This window comes from Listeria rocourtiae FSL F6-920 (assembly GCF_000525975.1).
GTDB lineage: Bacteria > Bacillota > Bacilli > Lactobacillales > Listeriaceae > Listeria_A > Listeria_A rocourtiae.
In genome coordinates this window covers 47,780-65,842 of record NZ_AODK01000032.1, presented here as the reverse complement: position 1 = coordinate 65,842, position 18,063 = coordinate 47,780, and the positions used below count along the sequence as shown (strand labels likewise).

Sequence of the window (18,063 nt, the reverse complement as noted above, 5' to 3'; positions counted from 1 at the left end):
GTTTTCCCATTATCATCAATAGCTACAAACGTAAAAAAAGAAGTAGCTGCTAAATAACGCTCACCATTTTTTAGATTCTCAGCAATGACTTTAACGAAAATTTCCATTGAAGAGCGCCCCGTAGACGCCACATAGGATTCTAGACATACCGAATGATCATTTTTGATTGGCTGAAGGAAATCGACGGAATCTGTTGAGGCCGTCACAATTCCGGTGCGACAATGACGCGATGCGCTGATCGACGCAGTATCATCAATATATGTCATCAAACGCCCGCCAAAAAGCGTATTATGATTATTTGTATCTGATGGGAATACTCGGCTCGTCTTAATTACCAATGAATCTTTACAAAATTTTTTGCATGCGTTCTGTCAATTTTATCAATCTCCTTTATATATCTGTTGAAAGTGGCAAGGTCACAATGAACGTTGAGCCAATGCCAAGATGACTCTCTACTGTTATTTTCCCATTATGTGCCTCCACAATATTTTTTACAATTGCTAGCCCAATTCCAGTTCCTGTTTTTCCACGTGTCCTAGCTTTATCCGCTTTATAAAAACGTTCAAATAAGAAAGGAAGGTCCTCTTCTGGGATACCACTTCCATTATCGATAATCTTAATCATAAGCTCATCCGCTTGGAAATCAGCTGTCTCGTGAACTTCAACAACACCTTCGTAATCTTCACGACCAGTATGACGAATCGCATTCATAACCAAATTCACCAACACTTGCTCCATTCTGTCTGGATCAAATGTGTATTCCAAATCAGGATTATCTGTTACCAGACGCAATTTCACATTATTTTCTTTAGCCAGCACTTCAAAGTTGGAAACTACTTTGTCCAAAAATGGCGTTACTTGCAGGCGTTCTTTTTCCAACTGATTGAACCCAGCTTCCATTCTAGCCAAATCCAGCATGTCATTCACCAAACGGCCAATGCGCAACGATTCATCATAAATAATTTGTGCAAATTCACGAACTTCTTCATCTGTTTGCGCCACACCATCAATAATCGCCTCACTGTAGCCCTGAAGCATTGAAATTGGCGTCCGCAACTCATGAGACACATTATTCACAAAATCCGCCTTCATCTTTTCTAGACGCTTCTCCTCGGTCATATCTCGGATTACTGTAACGATACTCCGAATATCATCACCATTATAGAGCAACGTCAAAATAGCAACATACGTCTGATCACCAAACACGATTTCTCCGACTTGCTCCTCACGCGCTTCCAAAATATTCGTCAACATTTGATCCAAATTTGGCGGGATAAGCACCTTATCCTCATTCTCTGTTGAAAAGAACCAGTCATGCAAGAACTGTTCTGCTGGTGGGTTACTCAAAATAATCGTCTTATCAATATTAAACTTAATAACACCATCTGCCATCCCGACTAAAATATTTGACAATTGCTCTTTCTCTTGCCTCAACGCACTAATATTATATTTCAATTGTTGTGCCATTTTATTAAATGCAATCCCTAAATCCCCAACTTCATCATGCGTATAAGTCGGAACTCGATTATCAAAGTTACCTTTTGACACAGCAATCGCGACTTTCTTCATCTCTCGAAGTGGATAAGCCATTCGCGATGATAAGATAAAAGATAAAATAGAAGTTGCTAAAATCGCTACAATTCCTGATATAATAAGCGTTCTTGTCACTTGTCCTGTTACTTTCAATATATCTTCATAGGATCTGTAAACATATACCGTACTAATATCGCCATCCATTGTCTGAAAACGCTGTGCACCCATATGTACTTTTCATTATTAGTGCCGTAGAAATTATACGTTTCACTAATATATTTTCCCTTAGCCAAATGATCATTCATTTTTTCGTCATTAAATAAATGCTCACGTGCTTCTTCACTCACGTGCATCGATGTTTGCTTAGACGCAACAGACTTACCATTTTTCTCTACAATAACACCCATAGGTTGGTCCAACAGATTAATAGCCGAGGAAATCGTATCGAAACCAGCTCCCCCTTCAATTAAATGCCCGATGTTTTCCGTAGTCGTCTTGATTTTATTCGTTATTTGCTCTGTATTTTTATCTTCATAAACAATGCCAATGAAAAATCCAGTTGCTACTAGAACACCTGTTAACAAAAGTATGATTGTTCCCCAGATTTTCCCTACGATACTATGCCAAAACCTCATTGCCACCAGCCCTTTAATCTGAATTTCAAACACCTTGTTGCTTGTGCCATTTCAAAAAATCTTGATATCAAGAAATAGATAGGCTCAGTTAAACCTATCTATCTTCTATCCAAGATATTTATTCTGTTTCTGTCACTTCAAACTTATAGCCTAAACCCCAGACGGTCACAATCATTTTAGCTGCTTCCTCCGAAACATCGTATAATTTCTCACGGAGACGCTTCACATGTGTATCAATCGTACGTAAATCTCCGAAAAATTCATAGCGCCAAACTTCTTTTAAAAGCGATTCCCGATCAAAAACCTTATCCGGTGATTTCGCTAAATAGTAAAGTAAATCATATTCTTTAGGTGTCAAATTGATTTCTTGGCCTTCTACAATAACTCGATGTGCCTCATTATCAATTTTTAAATGCGGAAAAGTAATGATATCACCAGGCACACTCGCTGCAACGGGTTGACTATGCTGTTGTGCACGTCTTAAAACAGCTTTGACACGCAAAACAACTTCACGAGGGCTGAACGGCTTCACAATATAATCATCAGCACCAACTTCAAATCCCTGGACGCGATTTGCTTCCTCCCCTTTAGCTGTCAACATAACAATCGGTGTTGCTTTATATTCACGTAATTCACGACAAACCTCGATACCATCTTTTCCAGGCATCATCAAATCAAGCAAAATGACATCATAACTATTATCAATTGCGAGCTGCAACGCTTGATTTCCATCACTAGCTTCTTCAATTTTATAATTTTCACGTTCAAGATACATCTTAAGTAAACGCCTAATCCGGTCTTCGTCATCCACAACGAGAATTTTAACTTGCTCACTCATAGGTAATCATCCCCTTACTCGTTTCTCTAAAAAGGAAACTTATTTCGGTATGTATTCATATTCCCTAGTCTTTTGTACCTTTTTATTGTCATTTTGTTCACAACTTTACTATAGCATAGAACAACCCCCTAATAAAAAAGAAAGCCACTATTCTTGAACAAATTATACATGCTTTTTTTTTATTTTTAGCTATTTTTACGCCTGAAATTGTGAAGCATGACAAAAATTTTACATAAAACGGCAACAAAAAACTAGGGATAAAGACACAAAACTCCCCTAGATTTCCATTGAAAAAGTAATATGATCTGCTCTTTTCTACTGAAGTCTTATTTCCCTGAATTCTAAGTTATTCATTTCAAAAACTTATTTCTTATCCCCAAATTGCGTTAACGACTTCAGTTTCTTTACTTCATGATGCGTCAACTCTCGTCGTTCACCAGCATTTAGCCCTTTTAAATCAAGAAACGCATAGGCTTCTCGTGATAGCTTCTGAACAGGGTGCCCAATACTGTCGAACATTTTACGAACTTGGCGATTACGTCCTTCATGGATAATAATCTCAACAATCGCTTTTTCTTTCTTCTTATCAAACGTTTGCAAACGGACTTTTGCCTTTGCAGTCTTGCGACCTTCAATCATGATGCCATTTTCTAATTTGCGCAATGCCTCTTTTGATGGGATGCCTTTGACACGTGCAATATACTTCTTCTCAACCTCATATTTCGGGTGCATCAATTGATTGGCAAAGTCACCATCATTTGTCATCAGTAGCAAGCCAGAAGTATCATAATCAAGACGACCAACTGGGTACAAGCGCTCCGGAATATCAATGAAAAAATCTGATACAACACGTCTTTTTTTTATCATCTGATACCGCAGACATAACGCTACGTGGTTTGTACAGTAGAAAATAGCGTTTCACTTCTTGCGTTAACTCAATACCGTTGACTTCGATTTTATCTGACCCGCCAACTTTAAGCCCCAATTCTCGAACTACCTTACCATTGACTTTCACTTTTCCTTCTTCAATCATTACTTCTGCTTTTCTACGCGATGTAATTCCTGCATTCGCAATTACCTTTTGCAACCGTTCCATCTTGCACCTCTTTTTAGCTATTCACTAATTATTATTCTAGCCCTATTTCCCGCCAAATCGATCAAAAAATAAGTCCATCTCATCTTGAATCATTTCTTCTGACTCTATGTTATCCATTGATGGCAAATCTTCTAACTTATTCAAACCGAAGCAATCCAAAAATTCGGAAGTTGTTACATACAGTTTAGCACGACCAGCACCTTCTACGCGACCTTTATCCATTATCAACCCTTTTGCAATTAACGTATGAATAGGTCCATCCGTCTTGACACCGCGAATATCATCAATCTCCATCCGCGTAATTGGCTGACGATAGGCTACAATAGCAAGCGTCTCAAGAGATGCCTGAGAAAGCGTAGTATTACCAGGTACTTCGACTAATTTTCGCAAATAAGCCGCATGTTCTTTTTTTGTTGCTAGTTGAAACATCCCTGCGAGCTCTAACAGAACAATACCGCGTTCTGTTGATTTTTCATAGCTATCACTAAGCATTTCCAACAAATTTAGCGCCTCAATATGACTAATTTCCATGACTTCTGTTAGTTGTTTCGTGCTCAGCCCTTGATCCCCTGCCGCAAAAAGCAAGCTCTCGAGAATTCCTAATTTTTTACTCACAGCTCTTCTTCACCTCTACTAAAAACATATAGCTTCGCAAAACTAGCTGCCTGCTCCACACCAATTTGACGACGCTTCATTAATTCCAACACAGCCAAAAATGTCACAATTAAATCATCTTTTGTCGCCATAACAAACAAATCTTCAAACACGACACGACCATGCGCTAGCTCAATCCTATCCATCACTTCATTCATCCGCTGATCAATCGATATTTCTTGTTTCGTAATACGCGTGTGGAGTGGCTGACTAAGTTTTTTACGTCGGAGCATCTTATGAAAAGCCCCCAGCATATCATTGAGCGAAACGTCCAAATTCGCCTGTTTCCCAGTTGTATCGTATTCGCCCAAATCCATCGGTGCCTTGCCAAAATAAAAATTCCGCTCCGACTCCTTCTCCTTTAGTTGTTTTGCAGCCTCTTTAAAACGCTTGTATTCCATTAGTTTTTCAACTAGTTCATCACGAGGATCGACGGAATCATCAAATTCGAAGTCTACCTCGAGCTCTTGTTTTGGCAATAACATTTTGCTTTTAATCGCCAAAAGCGTCGCTGCCATCACTAAATATTCACTGGCCACATCGAGTTCCAGCTCTTTCATCAAATGAATGTACTCCAAATATTGATCTGTGATATCCGCCATTGGAATATCATAAATATCAATTTCCAGTTGTTGAATCAATTGAAGTAGCAAATCAAGTGGTCCTTCGAACGCCTCTACCTTAAAATTAATTCCAGTCATTGAAAAGCCCACCTTAATGGAGCGGTAAATCCAGCTGCACTAGATTCTCAAAAGTTTCGCGCGCAACAACCAGCTTATCTTCCCCATTTTCCACGAAAACAACTGCGGCACGAGGAATTCTATTGTAATTGTTCGCCATCGAGTAACCGTAAGCTCCTGTACAAAATACTGCCAAAACCTCTCCTGCACCTGATTTTGGAAGCGGCAAATCCCAAATCAACATATCACCAGACTCACAGCATTTTCCAGCAATAGATACCGTTTCTTCTGCCACTTCTAATGGTCGATCCGCAATGACAGCATTATATTTCGCCTCATATAAAGAAGGCCTAATATTATCCGACATCCCGCCATCCACCGCAACATAGCTACGAATTTCAGGTACCTCTTTACGTGATCCAATCGTATAAAGCGTTGTGCCTGCCTCACCTACAAGCGAACGGCCTGGCTCAATCCAAATCTCTGGCATATCCAAACGATTCGACGTTGCAACATCGCGCACATCCGCAATAATTTCGCGCACATATTGTGATGGTGGTAACGGTTGATCCTCCGCAGTATAACGCACTCCAAAACCACCACCAAGATTTAGTACATCGGCATGAAAACCAAGTTCATTGCGCCAAATGACCAATTGTTCCATAATACGGTGTGCTGCCAGTTTAAAACCAGTCGTTTCAAAAATTTGCGATCCAATATGGCAATGCAATCCAATCAATCGGAAAACATCAATTGCCAACACTTGCCTAATCGCTTCCTCTGCCTGTCCATTCGTCAAACCAAAGCCAAATTTGGAATCATCTTGTCCTGTCAAAATATAATCATGCGTATGCGCCTCAATACCAGGCGTCACACGAATCAAAACGGATACAGAAGCATTCTTTTCATGTAAAACTTCCGCAAGCATTTCAATCTCATAAAAATTATCAATAACGATACAACCAATACCGTAATCAACTGCCATTTCTAATTCTTGTCTCGTTTTATTGTTGCCATGAAAGTGAATTCGTTCCGCTGGAAATCCAGCTTGCATCGCCGTATATAGCTCACCACCAGAAACAACATCTAGCGATAGCCCTTCTTCGTGCATCAATTGGTAAATTGCAATCGCTGAAAAAGCTTTGCTCGCATAAGCAACCTGCGCCTTTACTCCAAGCTCCTCAAACGTTTTCTTAAAACCACGAGCCCTTTCTTTAATCAACGCAACGTCGTACACATAAAGCGGTGTCCCGTATTTTTGCGCTAGCTTCAAAGTGTCCACCCCTCCAATTTCTAGATGTCCCACTTCATTCACTTGCATAGTCCCAAATGATTCAAACGCCACGTCAATCCCACCTTTACTTGTTTAGTCACCAACCCTCGCCTGTCGACAAATACTCAAGCCCCAGTAAAAAGCGCTTGAGGGCAAAATTGAGCGTTTTATCTTTGAACGCGAAGAGAGGATACAAAAGTTCTTTTATATAGTAGCACACAAGCACGCCTCTGAACAATAGGGAACATGCAGATTTCACCTTTTTTTATATCCAGAGGGTTCTATGTAGTCACAAAAAGAGCCTGATGCCTACTTCCAAGTGTCGCACCAGACTCAAATCTCATTTTATTTCACATTTCCGACTAATGCTTTAACATAGGTCAAGAAGGTTTCTTTCACATGTTCCGTCGTTTCGATAACCTCTTCATGACTTAGCGGTTGGTCCAGAATGCCAGCAGCCATGTTTGTAATGCATGAAATTCCTAAACAACGCAATCCACAATGGTTAGCGACAATAACCTCAGAAACCGTTGACATACCGACTGCATCTGCTCCTAACGTTCGCATCATCCGAATTTCTGCCGGCGTTTCATATGTCGGACCCGTAAATCCAGCATAGACACCTTCACGAACGTCTATTTCCAAGTCCTGAGCCAAAAGACGCGCTTGTTCGCGCAAATCCAAGCGATACGCATCTGACATATCTGGAAAACGCGGACCAAAATAATCGTCATTTTTGCCAATGAGCGGGCTCGTTCCTGTAAAATTAATATGATCCGAAATTAGCATTAAATCGCCAGCATTAAATAGCTCATTTACCCCACCAGCTGCATTTGTTACAATCAAAATTTCAACGCCAAGCTCCTTCATCACACGAACTGGAAACGTCACATCTTGCATCGAATATCCTTCATAGAAATGGAACCTGCCTTGCATTGCAACAACTTCTTGATTCTCTAGCTTCCCGAAGACGAACTGACCTGCGTGACCTTCTACCGTTGAAACCGGAAAATAAGGAACATCATTATATTTAATAACGGTCGGCGCCACAATTTTATCTGCCAAAACGCCAAGTCCTGAACCTAAAATAAGTCCAATTCTCGGCTTCTCACTATACGTTTCTTTAATTTTTTTTACCGCTTCCATCACTTTTGTATAATTCATTTATTCAATCACTCCTTTTATAATCAACCTCAAGCACGCGGATGGTATTGCTTATAAACATCTTTCAAGCGCGCTTTCGTAACATGTGTATAAATCTGCGTCGTGGAAATATCCGCATGACCTAGTAGTTCTTGCACAGAACGTAAGTCCGCCCCATTTTCTAAAAGATGTGTTGCGAACGAATGCCTCAATGTATGCGGTGTAATCGGCTTATCAATCCCTGCCTTAGACGCAATGTGTTTCAAATTTTTCCAAAAACCTTGTCGTGTCATTCCACATCCATGATGGTTCAAAAAAACAACATCGTTCCGCTCCGAAGCACGTCGCAATCTCGGGCGACCAAATTCTAAATAACGCTCTAAGACTGTTGTTGCCGTTTTACCGAGTGGGATAATGCGTTCCTTATCACCTTTTCCGATAGTCTGAATAAAACCCATTTCCAAATGCAAATCATCTAATTGTAACCGTACTAATTCTGTCACCCGAAGCCCTGTCGCATACAAAACCTCAAGCATCGCCCGATCTCGCATTCCAAGTGGATTAGATGCGTTTGGTGCCTCCAGCAATTTTTCAACATCATCCAAATTCAAAATTTTTGGCAATACCTGCGCCTGCTTCGGCGTCTCAATTTGAATCATAGGATCCCGATTCGCTATCTTTTCATGCAACAAAAAATGAAAAAAAGAACGCAATGAAGCAATGTAGCGCGCAATCGTTCTCGGTGATTTCCCCTCTAATTTAGCATAGGCCATAAAACTCACTATATGTATACGCTCTACATCGCGAATATTCATCGCTCCCTGCTCTTCCTCCAAATAATGCACAAAATAGCGCAAATCTCGTTCGTAAGCAACCAATGTGTTCGTCGATAAACCTTTCTCAACCTGCAAAAAATGCAAAAAATCGAGTATTAAATCATCCATAAGAAATCTCCTCAATAAGCGTTTTCCCGACTATCGAACTCACATGCACTTTATTGATAGCTTCTAAAAAGCTACCAATAAAGTTCAAAAGCAATCCCACCACACCAGTATATCAAAAAGCCTAACATTGCGGAAGTGAAAAAGAAATATAAAAAGAAAGTAACAAGAAGCACTAGGCAAAAGTTTCATAAAAGACTTTTGCCTTACTTTGCCCCGCTTTCTATTAAGACTCTCACTCACCTTCGAAAGCAACTTTTAACAATAGTCGACCTAGTTAAACGATTTATTCCGCTTTTTTCATGCTTGTTTTACACACCGTACAGATACCCTGAAATGTAAGACGATGATCTTTTACAAGAAAATCCCATTTCTGCTCAACAATTTTTTTCAACATCATCAAGTAAATCTTCTTGAATCTCCTCCACAGAGCCGCATTCCAGACATACTAAGTGATGGTGGAAATGCTTTGCACCTTCCTTTCGTAAGTCGTAACGAGCCACGCCATCCCCAAAATTAATTTTATCCACAACACGTAATTCTGTTAAAAGTTCCAGTGTACGGTAAACCGTTGCTAATCCAATATCTGGTGAAATATCTTTAACACGTAGGTACACATCTTCCGCACTTAAATGATCTTTTTCATTTTCCAATAAAATTCGAACTGTTGCTTCACGTTGTGGCGTTAGTTTATAACTTGCTTCATGCAATTGTGATTTAATACGTTGAATACGACCTTCCATTTTATGCCTCCCTCAGGAACAAACAATCATTCTCAATTAGTAGTTTATAATAATTCTAAATAAAAATCAAGCCTATTTAATCTTCTACTAAGATAGCAAAACAATTGGAATAAGTGGTTTTTATATCTATTTAAAAATAGCATAAAAGATTACAAAAGTCTATTCAGATTATCAATTACATGAAAAGATTATAGCCTATTTATAATTATTATCATTTAATTTTAGCAAGTAAGTACAAGAAATATGGTGCGCCAATGACCGCTACAACAATGCCTGCAAAAATTTCTGAAGGTTGTAATATCATTCGACCAACCGTATCCGCGACAAGGAGCAATAGTGCACCTATGAGCGCTGAAATCGGCAATACCCATTTGTGCCCACTACCAACTAGTCGTCTTGCGATATGTGGCCCGATTAAACCGATAAAAGCAATACCTCCACTGACTGAGACACAAGCAGCAGCTAGTGCTACAGCAACGATGAGCAGGATGGCCTTCTCTTTTTCCGTTCTAATGCCTAGTCCAGTTGCTACTTGATCTCCAAAACCAAGGATATCTAACGTTTTGATTTTAAATATGGCCACCGTTACTAAAACAAGGAGCCATGGAAGTAGCGCAAAAACATATTGCCAATTACTAGCCCAAATGTTCCCTGCAAGCCATTCCGCGACGATTTGATAGTTTTCAGGATCAAGGCGAATCGTTAGTAGCGTCATTAAGGCTGCAACTGCAGCCGATACCGCAACTCCTGTTAAAACGAGACGATTTGGTAATAGTCCTTCTTGCTTACTATAAGAAAGGCCATATACAACAAATGCCGTGAGAATAGCACCTACGAAGCCCACTAAAGGCATAAACATGACAGGAACATCAAGGGTAGATGGAAAATATGAAATGTAGAGCATAACCGCCAGCCCAGCACCATTATTAATCCCAAGTATGCCAGGATCGGCCAAACTATTTTGCGAAACAGCCTGTAATAGCGCACCTGAAACAGCAAGTCCCGCACCTACTAAAACCGCTACAACAATACGTGGCAGACGAAACTGCGAAATAATCAATGTATCTTGTGGTGAACCTTGCCCAACTAGCGTTTTGACAACATCTGCGAATGGGATTTTCGAAAAACCAGCATTGACGCTGTATACGAACGTACCTACAAGTAATATAATGAGCGAAATCAAAATCAACCAACGTTTTCGTGTAACTTTTTGTTCCATTGCTGTTCTCATCATCACAGACTCCTCCTTTCCTTACGAGCCACATAAAGGAAGAAAGGAACACCAATAAGAGCAAAAATAACACTGATTGGCGTTTCGTATGGCGGATTAACCATTCGTGCTCCGATATCTGCATAAAGCGTTAAAAGTGCACCAATAACCGCCGAACACGGGATAATCCAGCGATAGTCCACGCCCACCATATAACGAACAAGATGTGGTACAATTAATCCAATGAACCCAACAGGTCCAACGACTGAGACTGCCAATCCCGCCAAAATCAGCACGATTAACATCGAAAGTAATTTAGTTCTTGTTGTGTTTTGTCCTAAGCCAATCGCGATATCATCACCAAGACTTAAAATTGTAACAGATTTGCTCAATAATATCGCCGCCATTAAAGCACCCAGGAGCCACGGCCATACCACGACAATTTGCGACCACTTCACACCTGCTACTCCACCTGCAAACCAAAAAGCTAAATCTTGGCTCAACTTGAAATAAATCGCAATCCCCTCACTTAGCGCTGTTAATAAAGATGCCACGGCTGCTCCAGCTAAAACGAGCCGCGTCGGTGATAAGCCTCCTTTTACAAGTGCACTCACACCAAAAACAAGGATACAGCCTATCGCTGCGCCTAGGAATGAAAAGAAAATCAGGTAATTGTAGCTGAGCCCCGGCAAGAAAGCAAAACATACAGCAATCATAAAAGCTGATCCTGCATTGAGACCCAGTAAACCACTATCCGCGAGTGGATTTCTCGTCATTCCTTGCATCACAGCCCCTGCAACTGCGAAGGCAGCGCCGACCATCATATCTGCCAAAACGCGCGGAATACGCAATTCCCAAATAATTTGATGTGTCGTTAAAGCTTTGTTGTAATGAAATAATGCATCCCAAACGGTAGCTAAATCAATGTCCGCCGCACCAACAGCAATGCCGATAAAAATAGAGATGACAAGAACTGCGACACCCACCGTCAAAATCACGGTAGCCATTAATGGGCGTGTTTTTAATTGGGAAAGTTCCTTCGTTTTCATCGTACCCAGATCCCCTCACTATGTATCGAATTTGCGCTAGAAACTCAATAGTTCCAGCGCAAATCCCCATTTCTTATTTGCTATCTAAAATCTTATTTACAATTAAATCCATCTGTCCTTCTACCGCAATCGGATCATAGTTATACATCTCATCGAAATCCATCGTGAAAATATGATTTGCCCTATAGGCTGGTAAGTCTCTCCAAATGCTCGAAGCTTCTATACCGTCAAGCGCACCGTTCCTAGTATCCCCGTGCTTAAAACGCGTCACAAACATATAGTCCGCAGCAAAATCAGGCAACACTTCTAGCGAAATCTGCTTGTAACCATCTCCATCAATAACTTCATCTTGAATTTTCTTAGGCGCCTTTAATTGTAATGCGTTATAAAGGACTTGTCCACCCCGACCCCAATTATCCCCAAAAACATAGAAATTTTTATCATCACCTTCATACAATCCAACTGTTGCATTTGGAGCAATAACACCTTTGATTTTCTCTCTTGCTTGTGCCGCTTTTTTATCAAAATTCGCTAGCCATAACTTCGCTTCATCCGGTTTGCCAACGATTTCTGCAATAGCGGTTAGTTCATCTTGCACACTCTTGTATGTATTGTAAGGTATTAAAATAGTTGGCGCAATTTTCTTCATTTGGTTGTACTGATCCTCACCAGACACAATGATTAAATCTGGTTGCATTTCAGCTACTTTTTCGACCGAGGCCGGATCACCAATATCTTCTACACCTTTTTTATATGCATCCAAATAGGGATTTTCCAAAACAAAAGAGGTCGCACCAACTGGTTTCACGCCGAGAGCTACGAGCGATCCCATATATTCTGTTACAACGATTTTCTTCGGATTATTTGGTATCTTTACTGTTTTACCATTCGGCATTTTATATGCATGCGTCTCTGATTTCCCCTCCGCTGATTGATCACTCCCACATGCCACTAAAATAACCGCTATAACAGCAGTCAGCGCTAAAAATAATATTTTTTTCAAAACTTATTCCTCCTTTTTAATTGATAATGATTATCAATATCACTCGAAATTATAGCAACTTCCTTTTTAAAAAGCAAGAGGCACACAGTCTATGCTACGAAAAATAAGAATAATAAGTGGTTAGCTATTGCAACTTTCGTCAAAAAATTCTATACTAGTCTATGAGAATGATTATCAATCGCGAAAATTAAGGAGCGATGTATAGATGAATAATTTAAAAACAGAAGGCTTACAAATTTCGTACGACAAGCGTGTCATCGTGGACGCTTTAAATATTGAAATACCAACAGGCAAAATTACAGCACTAGTTGGCGCCAATGGTTCAGGTAAATCGACTATTTTAAAAACAATGTCCCGCCTGATGAAGCCATCTAAAGGTAACGTTTTTTTAGATGGAAAAGCAATTCATCGTCAATCCACAAAAGAAATTGCCAAACAACTAGCTATTCTGCCCCAAAACCCAACCGCACCAGATGGCCTTACTGTAACAGAACTTGTTTCCTACGGCCGTTCTCCCCATCAAAGTGGCTTAAAATCAATGTCTGCCAAAGACCACGATATGATTCAATGGGCGATTCGCGTCACTAGCATGACTGATTTTGCAGATCGTTCCATCGATAGTTTATCAGGAGGGCAACGACAACGCGCTTGGATTGCGATGGCCTTGGCACAAGAAACTGGTATTTTATTTTTAGATGAGCCAACAACATTTTTAGACATGACTCATCAGTTAGAAGTCTTAATGCTGCTAAAACAGCTAAACCTACAAGAAAATCGTACAATCGTTATGGTTGTGCACGATTTAAACCACGCCTCTCGTTTTGCTGATCATATGATTGCTATTCGCTCTGGTCAAGTAATCGCAGAAGGTTCACCAGTAAATGTAATGACTGAACAGACATTAGAAGATGTATTTGGCATCAAAGCAGACATTATGCTCGATCCACGTACCGGCGTCCCACTATGCTTACCATACGAAACGTGCCAAGCCTGTGAAATCAGACAAGTCGCAACCAAGTTAGCAGGTGAAGTTGTTGTCAAACTTGTATGATGTAACAATTATCGGAGCTGGACCAGTTGGCCTATTCACTGCCTTTTACAGCGGTCTGCGCTCTTTAAAAACAAAACTAATCGATGCCGAGCCAGCAGTTGGCGGCAAAATCCGACACTTCTATCCCGAAAAGATTATCCGCGACATTGGTGGCATACCTGAAATTGAGGGACAACAACTTGTGAAAAACTTACATGAACAAGCCCAAGCTTTTCACCCTACTATTATATGCGGTGAACAAATTACAAAACTCACAAAACAGGCAGATGGAACCTTCTTAATTAAAGCAGAAAACGGCAATTACCACTATAGTAAAACCGTAATCATCGCAGCTGGAAGTGGCACATATGAAGTCAATCCATTAGAAGTATCTGGTAGCGAAACCTATACAACAAGCCTATTCTATGACATTAAAGACGTCGCAAGTTTTCAAGATAAAACTATCGTGGTTTCGGGTGGTGGTAACGCAGCAATTGACTGGGCACAAGCACTAGAGCCGATTGCAAAAGAAGTCCACCTCGTTTATCGTGGCGAGAATTTCAAAGGCCATGAAGAACGCGTCAAAGAAATGCATGATTCCACCATTCACGTTCATATAAACCACGAAATTACAGCACTACAAGGCAATTCTACAAACTTAAAAAGCTGCATCATTCACTGCAACAGAAATGGAAGCACAACAAAAATCGACACAGATGCTATCGTCGTAAACCACGGTGTGAAAGTCAATCTCGGCTCCATGCTCGATTGGGGCTTTGATACTTCTGAATACGGTATTCTTGTCAATCACGAGATGGAAACTAGTGTACCTGGTATTTATGCATGTGGTGACATCTGCGCTTATCCACGTAAGATGCGTATCATTGCGGCCGGCTTACATGAAGGTCCAATCGCCATCAACAGTGCAAAAAATTTCTTAGATCCTGAAGCTGACGATGTCGCTATGGTCAGCACGCACCATGAAAGTTTTAGTGAAGTATAAAACCATAAAGCCAGCACCTCATATTTACAAGAGTTGCTGGCTTTATTATATCTATTTTTAAGAAATTTCCTATTTCTTTTCTTGACAAGCTGACTTGAAGTTTTTCCAACTACCGAAATAATAACGTACCAATCGATAATCCTCAAACTCGCTCATTGTAGGAAACCTCCGCATAATCCGTTCCATTTCCAAAATATCAAGAATTAGTCGCTCCTTTATTTCTTTGCCTTCCTCTTCACCTGCGAACTTTGTTAAGCCTGCCTGTTCAAGAAAAGTCTCCCAAGAATCATAGTGCTCCATAACAGACATATAGAGTGGAAATTCATGAGGCCCACTAATCGGTGGACGCCCCAACTGCTCCGAGATTCGCTTCACCTCTGCAATCAAATAATCTTCCTTATAAAAGCGTTTCTGCTCATTTTCCAAACCTGCTGCCCTCAGTGCGTCTGGCCATGAACCAAACAATTGTCGTGCCTTTTCAAAATGATTGTACATGCTACGTCTTGGCACACGTCCCTGTTCCTGCGCCAATTGTTGCAATTCTGCAATAATCTGTTCTTTCGTCACAACAGCTCTATCGTCCATCATCTTTCCCCTTCTCCTGTGTAATAACTAAATTTTGCATTATAATTATGTTGTATCACAAAAAAGAAATTGAAACAACTGAAAAATTTGCCAATTAACAAAAAAAACAAACCTATTTCATAAAATTTAGGTTTGTTTTCCCATAATTCATGTTTCTCGCATCATTCCATACTCTACAACCGCCACCATATTCATAAACTTATTTACTAAAGGTTGCATTTCATCCATTGTTGCTTCTGGGTTATCTCTAATAAAATCCGTTGCCATCATAATTGTGTAATCAAACAAGGCACGAACTACATCATGCGCATCCTCATATGCTACACCTTCTCGTAGCTGCACTTTCTCCAAGACCTGATTAACATACGTTTCTTGCACTTGGAGCATTTCAGTATAATACGCATGTAACCGTTTCGCGAGTGATGCCGGAGGATTTGCATAAGACTGCATAATCAACTTGAAAACAGCAGGATATTTTCTGCTAAAATTCAATTTCTGTTTCGTTGACCAAATCGCACCTTGAATAAAATCCTCCGTTGGCATTTCTGCTACCGGCACTTCCTGCATTGCTAAATCCACCGAATACTCTACTGCTGTTGTATATAATTTTTCCTTCGAGCCAAAGTAGTGAAAAATAAGCCCTTTCGAAACACCAGCAACTTCAGAAATTCGGTTTGTACTGGCTGCCTTATACCCATGATCTGCAAATTCACCGATCGCCACTTTTAGAATTTTATTCTTTTTATCTCCCATCAAACCCTCAAATCCTTTTTCCGGTAAAGTACAAAGGTCAGTATAACTAATACTATCATCGAAATAACAGTAATCCAAACATTGACGCCCTCCATTGAAGCTTTAATCATATCGGATGGAATAGCAAAGTTGATTGGAGAAAAATATTTAAAGAAATCCACGTTATCATTTATACCAGCAAGAATTCCTAGAATATACGTTAAAAAAACCAATCCCAACGCTACAGGAGTCGCCTGCTTGGACGAATGTACAATCGCTGAAAAACAAAAACCAGCACTCATAAATAGCAAAGCCACCAGTAACTCATTTGAGAATACCCGGACAAGTGACTGTACTAAATCACTCACATTCGCCCCATCTTGTTTCAAGAAAACAACTAAGACAGTTGAAACAGTGAATGTAATCGCCCAAAACGCAATAAATGAAATCGCATTACCAACCATTTTCCATGCCACTAGCTCCGAACGTGTAATCGGCTGCGCATACAAGAACTCAATTGTCCCATCCGTCTCCTCTTTAACCAATGCCTGAGCCCCAATCATTGCTGCATACACACATGCTGCAATAAAAATATACTGAAACACATACGCAAAATAAGCATCAATCTCCGTCAAATCCGCCATCGAACTGATGTGCAAAACGTTCATCATTTCTTTCGGTAAAGCGTTCATCTTCGTATTCACTAAATCTTGCATCCCACTCGATTGCATACTAGGAAAAAACGCCATGAACATTCCAAGAACTAATGCCACAACACCCGACCAAACGAGTAAACTTTTAAAATGTGTTTTCCATTCAATCTTTAAAATGTTCATTTTGTCTTCCTCCTTCATAAAGCGTCATGAATTTATCTTCCAATTCTTGATTCGTAATTGACAAATCTTTAATCCCCTCTGCCGCAAGAATTGGCAACACAGACTGCACATTTCCATCGAAAGTCAATCTAGCGCTCTTTTCTGTTGTCTCAATAACTTTGGCACCTGCATTAACAAGCTCCGTTACTGGCAACATATCACCTTTTAGCACAATCACTTTTCCAGACATTTCTTGATTTGCAATATTTTCAAGCGCTACAATCTCGCCCTCACGTATAAAAGCCGCTCGTGTGCTATATTCCTGAATTTCGCGCAAATTATGACTGGATAAAAAGATTGTCATCCCATCTTCCTGATTTTGATGCGTCATTTCTTTGAACAAATGATGCTGCATCAAAGGATCCAAACCACTTGTTGGTTCATCTAAAATAAGCAACTTCGGTTTCGTAATAAGCCCTGCCACTATTGCAACCTTTTTCTTATTACCAAGTGACATATCACCAAATCGCTTATGAGGATCAATATCAAACATTTCGTAATAACGCTTCATTTGAATCTGAGCCTGTTCAACATGATGGAATTTCGCAGCAAAACCAATAATATCGTTCGCCGTCATTTGTGGATAATAACGCACTTCACTCGGTACGTAACCAACCATACGCTTAATCTCAGCCGAACTTTTCACAATATCCTTACCAAAGATTGTTGCCTGCCCCTTGGAAGCATAAATAAAATTCAGTAACAGTTTGATGGTCGTCGATTTACCAGCTCCATTTGGTCCAATAAACCCAAATAATTCCCCCTCTTCCACTGACAAATTCACACTCTCAATCGCTCTTTTTTTATGATAGAATTTCGTCAAACCATTCGTCTCTATCGCTTTCATTTTCTATCCCTCCAATCCACAACTGACCATCTAGTCAACGTCATTGTACACCTACTTGACCACCTAGTCAACAAAAAACAATGCAACATAAAAAAGCAAGATATCACAAATCCTCTTTTTCTAGTAGGACATGAATCTTGCTTGATACAACTCGAGCGAAGGCATTTGTATTCAGATGATTCCCTAGCTAAAA

General features: G+C 40.1%; 16 protein-coding genes and 3 pseudogenes. 2 read left to right on the top strand and 17 right to left on the bottom strand.

Features of this window, described 5'->3' with window-relative positions; translation table 11 throughout:
• The 13 genes and pseudogenes from PROCOU_RS11000 to PROCOU_RS10940 all read right to left on the bottom strand — a co-directional run.
• Positions 1-338, bottom strand: a 338-nt coding sequence (locus PROCOU_RS11000; RefSeq protein WP_051994357.1) for an acyl-CoA thioesterase, incomplete at its 3' end; no start/stop codon positions are given.
• A 52-nt stretch (positions 339-390) separates the two neighbouring features.
• Positions 391-2,168, bottom strand: a pseudogene (locus PROCOU_RS10995) (ATP-binding protein).
• A 118-nt stretch (positions 2,169-2,286) separates the two neighbouring features.
• Positions 2,287-3,006, bottom strand: coding sequence for a response regulator transcription factor (locus PROCOU_RS10990; protein WP_036072385.1), 720 nt, complete (start codon positions 3,004-3,006; stop codon positions 2,287-2,289).
• Positions 3,007-3,369: 363 nt separating this feature from the next.
• Positions 3,370-4,102 (bottom strand): annotated as a pseudogene (locus PROCOU_RS10985) (pseudouridine synthase).
• Between the two features lie 42 nt (positions 4,103-4,144).
• Positions 4,145-4,717: an SMC-Scp complex subunit ScpB gene (gene scpB / locus PROCOU_RS10980; RefSeq protein ID WP_036072383.1), complete on the bottom strand. Its 573-nt coding sequence runs from the start codon at positions 4,715-4,717 to the stop codon at positions 4,145-4,147.
• Positions 4,714-5,457 carry a segregation/condensation protein A gene (locus PROCOU_RS10975; protein ID WP_036072381.1) on the bottom strand — a complete coding sequence of 248 codons (744 nt, stop codon included), beginning with the start codon at positions 5,455-5,457 and terminating at the stop codon, positions 4,714-4,716. Before PROCOU_RS10975 ends, scpB begins: the two co-directional genes overlap by 4 nt.
• Before the next feature lie 13 nt (positions 5,458-5,470).
• Positions 5,471-6,781: a diaminopimelate decarboxylase gene (lysA, locus tag PROCOU_RS10970; RefSeq protein ID WP_036072379.1), complete on the bottom strand. Its 1,311-nt coding sequence runs from the start codon at positions 6,779-6,781 to the stop codon at positions 5,471-5,473.
• Positions 6,782-7,054: 273 nt separating this feature from the next.
• Positions 7,055-7,873 carry a purine-nucleoside phosphorylase gene (locus tag PROCOU_RS10965; RefSeq protein WP_036072377.1) on the bottom strand — a complete coding sequence of 273 codons (819 nt, stop codon included), beginning with the start codon at positions 7,871-7,873 and terminating at the stop codon, positions 7,055-7,057.
• Between the two features lie 29 nt (positions 7,874-7,902).
• Positions 7,903-8,796 carry a site-specific tyrosine recombinase XerD gene (xerD, locus tag PROCOU_RS10960; RefSeq protein ID WP_036072375.1) on the bottom strand — a complete coding sequence of 298 codons (894 nt, stop codon included), beginning with the start codon at positions 8,794-8,796 and terminating at the stop codon, positions 7,903-7,905.
• A gap of 283 nt (positions 8,797-9,079) precedes the next feature.
• A pseudogene (fur, locus tag PROCOU_RS10955) lies at positions 9,080-9,536 on the bottom strand (ferric iron uptake transcriptional regulator).
• Positions 9,537-9,747: 211 nt separating this feature from the next.
• A complete protein-coding gene (locus tag PROCOU_RS10950) occupies positions 9,748-10,773 on the bottom strand; it encodes a FecCD family ABC transporter permease (RefSeq protein WP_036072373.1) in 1,026 nt (341 codons plus the stop codon).
• Positions 10,770-11,795: a FecCD family ABC transporter permease gene (locus tag PROCOU_RS10945; RefSeq protein ID WP_036072371.1), complete on the bottom strand. Its 1,026-nt coding sequence runs from the start codon at positions 11,793-11,795 to the stop codon at positions 10,770-10,772. The genes PROCOU_RS10950 and PROCOU_RS10945 overlap by 4 nt, the downstream gene beginning before the upstream one ends.
• A 73-nt stretch (positions 11,796-11,868) precedes the next feature.
• Positions 11,869-12,798 carry an iron-hydroxamate ABC transporter substrate-binding protein gene (locus PROCOU_RS10940; protein ID WP_051994355.1) on the bottom strand — a complete coding sequence of 310 codons (930 nt, stop codon included), beginning with the start codon at positions 12,796-12,798 and terminating at the stop codon, positions 11,869-11,871.
• Between the two features lie 205 nt (positions 12,799-13,003).
• Between PROCOU_RS10940 and PROCOU_RS10935 the strand changes: the two genes are divergently transcribed.
• Entirely contained in the window at positions 13,004-13,849 is an 846-nt protein-coding gene (locus PROCOU_RS10935; RefSeq protein WP_036072369.1) for an ABC transporter ATP-binding protein, read from the top strand.
• Positions 13,830-14,831 (top strand): NAD(P)/FAD-dependent oxidoreductase, encoded by a 1,002-nt coding sequence (locus PROCOU_RS10930; RefSeq protein ID WP_036072367.1) that lies wholly within the window; start codon positions 13,830-13,832, stop codon positions 14,829-14,831. The genes PROCOU_RS10935 and PROCOU_RS10930 overlap by 20 nt, the downstream gene beginning before the upstream one ends.
• Positions 14,832-14,900: 69 nt before the next feature.
• On the opposite strand, the gene PROCOU_RS10925 is transcribed toward PROCOU_RS10930, so the two are convergent.
• From PROCOU_RS10925 to PROCOU_RS10910, 4 genes are all read right to left on the bottom strand, one after another.
• Positions 14,901-15,419 (bottom strand): homing endonuclease associated repeat-containing protein, encoded by a 519-nt coding sequence (locus PROCOU_RS10925; protein ID WP_036072365.1) that lies wholly within the window; start codon positions 15,417-15,419, stop codon positions 14,901-14,903.
• A 144-nt stretch (positions 15,420-15,563) separates the two neighbouring features.
• Positions 15,564-16,169: a TetR/AcrR family transcriptional regulator gene (locus PROCOU_RS10920; protein WP_036072363.1), complete on the bottom strand. Its 606-nt coding sequence runs from the start codon at positions 16,167-16,169 to the stop codon at positions 15,564-15,566.
• Positions 16,169-16,984 (bottom strand): ABC transporter permease, encoded by an 816-nt coding sequence (locus PROCOU_RS10915; RefSeq protein ID WP_036072362.1) that lies wholly within the window; start codon positions 16,982-16,984, stop codon positions 16,169-16,171. The genes PROCOU_RS10920 and PROCOU_RS10915 overlap by 1 nt, the downstream gene beginning before the upstream one ends.
• The gene (locus PROCOU_RS10910) at positions 16,965-17,870 is read right to left on the bottom strand and encodes an ABC transporter ATP-binding protein (protein WP_036072359.1); all 906 of its coding nucleotides are present in this window, start codon (positions 17,868-17,870) and stop codon (positions 16,965-16,967) included. Before PROCOU_RS10910 ends, PROCOU_RS10915 begins: the two co-directional genes overlap by 20 nt.
• Positions 17,871-18,063 lie beyond the last annotated feature (193 nt).